This window comes from Agrobacterium sp. NPDC089420, from assembly GCF_044900305.1.
GTDB lineage: Bacteria > Pseudomonadota > Alphaproteobacteria > Rhizobiales > Rhizobiaceae > Agrobacterium.
Genome location: NZ_JBJDMY010000050.1, coordinates 1 through 6368, shown reverse-complemented (window position 1 = coordinate 6368; position 6368 = coordinate 1). Strand labels below are relative to the sequence as shown.

The 6368-nt window shown below is 57.4% G+C and carries 6 protein-coding genes; 4 read left to right on the top strand and 2 right to left on the bottom strand.

Annotation, left to right across the window (positions count from 1 at the left end; all coding sequences use genetic code 11):
* Positions 1 to 50: 50 nt before the first annotated feature.
* Complete coding sequence (locus ACI2KA_RS26730) at positions 51 to 458, bottom strand: hypothetical protein (protein WP_404505455.1); 408 nt, start codon at positions 456 to 458, stop codon at positions 51 to 53.
* Between the two features lie 670 nt (positions 459 to 1128).
* Here ACI2KA_RS26730 and ACI2KA_RS26725 point away from each other — a divergent pair.
* The 4 genes from ACI2KA_RS26725 to ACI2KA_RS26710 all read left to right on the top strand — a co-directional run bounded on the left by ACI2KA_RS26725 (position 1129) and on the right by ACI2KA_RS26710 (position 5909).
* Positions 1129 to 1836, top strand: a complete 708-nt coding sequence (locus ACI2KA_RS26725) for an ABC transporter ATP-binding protein (RefSeq protein ID WP_404505454.1) — start codon at positions 1129 to 1131, stop codon at positions 1834 to 1836.
* Positions 1833 to 3032 (top strand): ABC transporter permease, encoded by a 1200-nt coding sequence (locus ACI2KA_RS26720; protein ID WP_404505453.1) that lies wholly within the window; start codon positions 1833 to 1835, stop codon positions 3030 to 3032. Before ACI2KA_RS26725 ends, ACI2KA_RS26720 begins: the two co-directional genes overlap by 4 nt.
* Complete coding sequence (locus ACI2KA_RS26715; protein ID WP_404505452.1) at positions 3032 to 4531, top strand: TolC family protein; 1500 nt, start codon at positions 3032 to 3034, stop codon at positions 4529 to 4531. Before ACI2KA_RS26720 ends, ACI2KA_RS26715 begins: the two co-directional genes overlap by 1 nt.
* A gap of 148 nt (positions 4532 to 4679) precedes the next feature.
* Complete coding sequence (locus ACI2KA_RS26710) at positions 4680 to 5909, top strand: efflux RND transporter periplasmic adaptor subunit (protein WP_404505451.1); 1230 nt, start codon at positions 4680 to 4682, stop codon at positions 5907 to 5909.
* A gap of 9 nt (positions 5910 to 5918) precedes the next feature.
* Here the strand turns inward: ACI2KA_RS26710 and ACI2KA_RS26705 are convergent.
* Positions 5919 to 6368: acyl-homoserine-lactone synthase (locus ACI2KA_RS26705; RefSeq protein WP_404505450.1), on the bottom strand; the 450-nt coding region annotated here is incomplete at its 5' end.

Genomic DNA, 6368 nt, shown 5'->3' with positions numbered 1-6368 from the left:
GGTCGGCGCTCTGATGCGACGCTTCACGCCAACCGAATGCGCAAACTATTTTAGGGCAGCAGGATATGACCCCGATTGAACAGGATTTGCTCTAGCGGCTCGTTCAGTTGTAAAACAATCCTGTATGATCGCTCCAGAATGTCCTGCCTGATCTGCTGCGCATGGATTTTCAAAAGCGCGCTAGTCCACGGCGCAAGTTCGATCTGGCCGGGCTCCAACCTGAAATCATTGGTATCTGAAAAATGATTGGCCCCCACCTCGTCAACCTGCCAACCCACAATCCTCCCCGTCCAGACTAGCGGCTGGGTCTCATTATTGAAGACGCACAAGTCCGCACTCTGCTTCGATCTGTCAAAGGTAAATTGCTCCGGGGAAAACAGCGGCCCCTCAGCACGAGATTCGCCGAAAACAGCAATCGCGAGTACGACACCCAGAATGCACGTCGAAGCTCTTGCCATGAACACTCCAAAATTAATGAACCTCCTTGGCGATGAAACCGCCAAGGAGAAATCGTGCTGACTGATAAGCCGTTTATCTTTCGTAGTTTACCGTCAGTCGGACCTGACCATTTGGGCTTAAGCTGCCACCGACGAAGGTTTTGGTCTGTGGGCTTGCAGCCCAAAAAGTGAACTGCTAGGGCGCAGTGGCTGAACGACCAGCCCAAAAAGTAGAGTCCGATACAGATGCGCTTGACGTCTGCCCGCACAGAAGGTCAACACATGCCTTCGCCCAGAGGGTGTAAGGTGCCGGACTATTGGGGTTGTATGTTGGCGCCCGGTAGCCCCATGAGAAGCTTACCGTCGTGATCTTCGCAGTTGCAGGGGTTCCAGCCAACGCAGCGATCGGCGCAGCGTCGTAATTCCAATTCGACTGCCCGATAAAGGGTTGGTTACCGGAAGTTATATAAGCATCAGCGAATGCTGAGGTAGCGAATGTCGTGCCGACGAGCAACGTTGCGGCACCAATTCTGGCGATTATTTTCATATCGAGTCCCTTAAAGGATGTCCATTACGGTTGAAGCATCCTAAGCTTTCAAAGCAATTCAACTGCGAATTTCGCAGTTGAATTTACACGGAAAAGACGATACCGCGGAAAACACGCCTTCTAAATGCAACCTGTATTGCGGAGATGCCTTTGCTTGGTGTCCTAAACCTGTCCAAAATCTACATTCGTGGTCAGACGACGACACCGGTTTTGCGCGACGTTTCATTTTCGGCCTCCGCCGGAGATTTCTGTGCGCTGACAGGAGCTTCCGGATCCGGCAAGACAACGCTCATGAACCTGATCGGGTTGCTGGACCGACAAACGACCGGCGAGATAGAGATAGCCGGTCAGAAGACGAGCTTGCTTTCCGCCGATGCTGCAGCGCGGCTCCGCAACCGGATGATCGGTTTCGTATTCCAGTCCTTTCACTTGCTGCCGTGTTACACGGCACTCGACAATGTGGCCCTCCCGCTCGTCTATCGAGGTGTATCGAAACGTATGCGGCGGGAGCTGGCAGCGGCGGCACTGCATCAGGTTGGGCTTGGCAACCGAATGGCCCATCGCCCAGATGAGCTTTCGGGAGGGCAGCGCCAGCGCGTCGCGATCGCCCGCGCTCTGGTTGGCAATCCAAAGCTGCTGCTGGCAGATGAACCGACAGGCAACCTTGACAGTCAGTCGGCAGACGACGTCATGTCGCTGTTCCTGGCACTTAATGCCGAACTTGGCCTGACGGTCATCATCGTCACACACGACCCGACGATTGCGGCTCGCTGCCCACGCAGGATCGTGATGCGGGACGGCCAGGTCCTCGACGACAGTTCAGCCGCCCTCCGAAGCGTGACGACGACATGAACGAAGGGCATGGCGGCATCGCAGTCGGAATCGTCCGCGAAACGATCGCGGATATCAGGATGGTGAAAGGCCGGGGCGCTCTGGCTTTGCTCGGTATCGCCATCGGCACGGCCGCCGTGATCGCAATGTTGCATGTCGGCCATAATGCCAGACGTGAGGCGTTGCGCCAGTTCGAGGCTCTTGGAACCGACCTGGTGATGATGCAGCCACAATCGAACGGGCACGCTATGCCGCAAGTGACGGTACGCGATGTCCTCGATTTGCCAACAGCAAACGTCGGAATCTCGGCCGCGGCGGCGATGACTCAAACCGGCGGCAGCATCCGGACAGGCCGCGTCGATGTGCAGGCGACCGTGATCGCCGCGACGGACGGTATCTACTCTCTCGGCAAAGCTCAAATAAAACAAGGACGCGCGACCTCCGATATCGACGGTTTCTCTGCCTTTGCAGTTCTTGGCTCCGGGGTGGCTGCGGAAATCGAGGCAAGCGGCGGCGCGCCGATGCGCGTTGGCGACCGGATTTTCTTCAGCAGCCAGATATTTACAGTGATAGGCATCCTACGGGAAACCCCGAACAATATCCTTCTGAATGTCGAGTTCGACCGCTCTGTGTTCATACCCTTCGGAGCTGCCCGCCGTATCGTGTCACCGATGAGAATTTCCCAGATAGGTGGCCGCCTCTCCTCCGGCGCTGGCGATGTGGCCGTGGCTGAAGCGGTGCGACGATATTTCCAGAGCCGTATGGCCGGCGGATTCATGCATGTGACGACTGCCCGCGAGCTGATCGCAAACATCGAAAATCAGATGCGGATCTATGCGGCGCTGATCCTCGGAATCGGTGCCGTATCTCTGGTCGTTGGTGGTGTTGGCATCATGAATGTCATGCTGATGAGCGTCATGGAGCGACAACAGGAAATCGGCCTGCGGCTGTCACTTGGGGCACGGCGCAAGGATATCCGGCTGATGTTTCTGACCGAAACCCTGGTTTTGTCAACAGTCGGGAGCGCCATCGGAACGGTATTGGGGTACCTGGCCGGCAGGATCTTCGCAGGTGGGACAGGGTGGCAGTTCGAAGCCGCACCGCTGGCCTTGCCACTCGGCGCCGGTATGGCGCTGGTGGTTGGCCTGTTCTTCGGCATCTATCCCGCAAGCCGTGCCGCCCGCCTCGATCCCGTCACAGCCTTGAGGAGCGAGTGATGCGGAGTATTCTCATTCTCGCCGTCATGTTTGGTGGTGCGTCCTTGGCCTTCACTCCAGCCGCACGCGCTCAATCGAAAATCCCAATCCCCGTTCCACGCCCTGACTATGTGCCAGATACCACTCCACAGAGACAAACAGCCAGCGAGCGCACCGTGCTTTCCGGCACAAAACTGACGCTTGCAGATGTGGTGTTCATGGGGCTGCGGGACAACCGCACCATCAAAAGCGCCTATATCGACCGGATCGCCCAGAAATTCGATCTGAGGGTGGCGGAAGACCGATTTACGCCGCAATTCTCCATCTCGGGTGAGGTTGCCCGCCAGCGCATCGGTGACGTGACCAGCACCACGATCGATGTTTCTCCCGGCGTCACGATGTTGACCAGAACAGGAGCGACGTTCGATTTTGTATGGAGTAACTCCGCCAACATTGGAGACGGTAACCGCACCCTGAGTTCGGCCGCACAGGTGACCTTTGAGCAACCGTTGGCTCGTGGAGCCGGCATCGAGGTCAACATGGCTCCGGTACAGCAGGCCAGGCTTGGCGAGAAAATCAATCGGCTGCGCCTGCGCGCGACCATCTCGGAAACCATTGGCAGCGTCATCTTCACCCATCGCGATCTCCTCTTGGCACAGGAGGAGCTGAAACTGGCGGAGGATGCCGTCGGCCGTGGCGAGGATCTTCTGAGGATCAACGGGGCGTTGATCGCTTCGGGACGCATGGCGCAAATGGATGCAGTACAGACCGAAGCCGATGTCGAGAGCCAAAAACTGCGTGTCCTCCGGGCCAAACAGCAGATCGAAACCGCCCGACTCGCCCTCCTCAATCTTCTCGGTCTCGATTTCGCGACAAAGATCGTGGCGACGGAATCCCTGACGCCGCGCAAGGTGGATACGAAGATCGGCAGGCTGCTGGCTGTCGCGCTTGACCAGAGACCGGACTATCAGGGGCAGCTCTACGTGATCGATCAGAACAGGCTTGGTCTTGTTGTGGCAAAGAACGAGCAGCTTTGGGATATTGCACTGTTCGCCCGAGGCCGGTTCGGAGGTGAGTTCGCAAGCCGCTCCCCGACCCAAAATGTCGCTGATATCGTCGGCGGTGTACGGTTCAGGTTCCCAATCAACGACATTTCCAGGCAACAGCTGCTCGTGCAGGCCGATACCAGTTATCGTAGCGCCGAGTTGCAACTGGCGGATATCCGCGCCGGCGTCGAAATGCAAATCCGGGGGAGCGCTGCGGAGGTCAGCCTTTTGTGGCAGCAACTCGTCATTGCAGAAAAAGCCCGCGACCTCGCCGCCCGCGCCATAGAAATTGAAAAACTGAAGTTGAATGCGGGACGCTCAACGACGTTCCAGGTGCGCTCGCTGGAGGACAGTCTGCGCACAGCGGAAAACCAACTTCTCGCCGCTCGGATCGGTTATATGAATGCACTAACCCGGCTCGACCTGCAATTAGGAACGACACTGGATACATGGAAGATTGCCCTGAAAGATTGAACCTATGACGAGCCCGGATAAAGATCGATCGGAAACAGTGAGAGGTATGCCACGCGCAACGTCGACGCACGCTCTGCAGGCCGATACCGACATGCCGCGAGCGGACGTGGCAAGTCAATCCGGACACGCGAGACTGTGGACGCTGCTGGTGGCTGGCATCGCGATCCTCGGCCTTTGTGCCGGCGCATGGTTCTGGCAGTCGCGTGAGATGCCGGTAAGTGATTCTGCAAGTGTGGCCTCCCAGGAGCGGAGTATCGTCATCGAGCCGCAAACGGTTTCACAGCAGCTCGATATAACCGGCACAATTGCGGCGGGAAAATCGGTGGCGATCGTTGCTCCCTTTGATGGCGTCATTCGCGAGAAGCGTGCCCAGCTCGGCGAGCATGTGAATGTCGGTGATGTGCTGATGGTCATGGACACGAGCGAGATCGCCGCCCGATACCGCGATGCGCAATCAGCCTACATCAAGGCAGCAATGGCAGCCGATGCGCTTGAGAAATGGGAAAACGGAGCCGACATGCTACGCTCCCGGCGCTCCCTAGAGGCTGCGGAAATGCAACTGGCCTCTCTGGAGCGACAGGTAAGCGAACTGAAAGCTCTTCTGGATCAGGGTATCGTCTCGCGAAACGAATATGATGGCCTGCTACAACAGAGAAATGCGCAGGCAAACACAGTTGCCGGAGCGCAAGACGAATTGGCCTCTACACAGGCTCGTGGGGGAGATGAGAACCGCCAACTCGTCATGCTGGATCTTGATAATGCACAAAGCCGTCTCAACGACCTGAAGCAGCAGATGGCCGGAGCCAAAATCGCAACCGCCGTCGCTGGCATCCTGGCAAGGCCGCCTGACAATGGCGGAAAGGAAAATCCCCAGTCCGTCGAGCCGGGCGCCAGTGTAATGCGCGGCGCGGCTCTGTTCTCCATTGCCGATACCAGCACTTTCACCGTAACGGGTAATGTCGATGAGATCGACGTGAACCGGGTGAAGATCGGCCACATGGTCACAATCGTCAGCGATGCCTTTCCGGGAAAAGCCATAGCAGGCCGGATCATTGGCGTCAGCGCTGAGGCCGATGCAGGCAGGCAGACGAGTGGAGCGCCATCCTTCGGTATCCGAGCATCCTTCTCCGTTGAGGATGAAACCCTGCGGCAAGTCATTCGTATCGGCATGTCGGCCCGAATGACAATTGAAACCTATTCAAACCAGGCCGCGCTCATCGTCCCACCAACGGCGATCGTGAACACAGGTTCGGGACCGCACCTACGAGTGCAGGTGAAAGGCAAGACGGTTCTGATGCCAGTCCTGCTTGGAGCGACATTTCCTCAAGGAGTGGAAGTGGTCTCTGGTATCAATGCCGGGGCCTCTATTATAGAGTAGCTGCGACGGCTACCGAATACCCGACCGGGCGATCGCACGCTCCCGGATTTCTTCGAGCGCCCGCTGTGTGACATTCCATCGCCCGACGACGCTATCCGGCTGCAAACTGGAACTCGCGATGATTTCCGGAACCCATCCGATACGGGAGTAGATACGGCGCATCGGCTTGTCGAAGAAGCCAACAATTGCATCAATCCCCATTGATAGGGCATGTTCGCAGAGTCCTTCGAGAAGGGCCGACGAAACCGCGCCAACCTTGACACCGAACGTTTCTGGGGAATGCACGCAAAACCGGGAGCATTCCCACACATTGCCATGGCTGTAATCCGGCTTCGGGCGAAACTGCTCGCCATAATAGCCGATCTCTAATACGCCGCCTCGCTGATCAAAACTCATTCGCCCATTCTCTTCGTCCGATGGACATGATGCGCCAAGGCTGGCTTTCGAGCTTTCGCCATG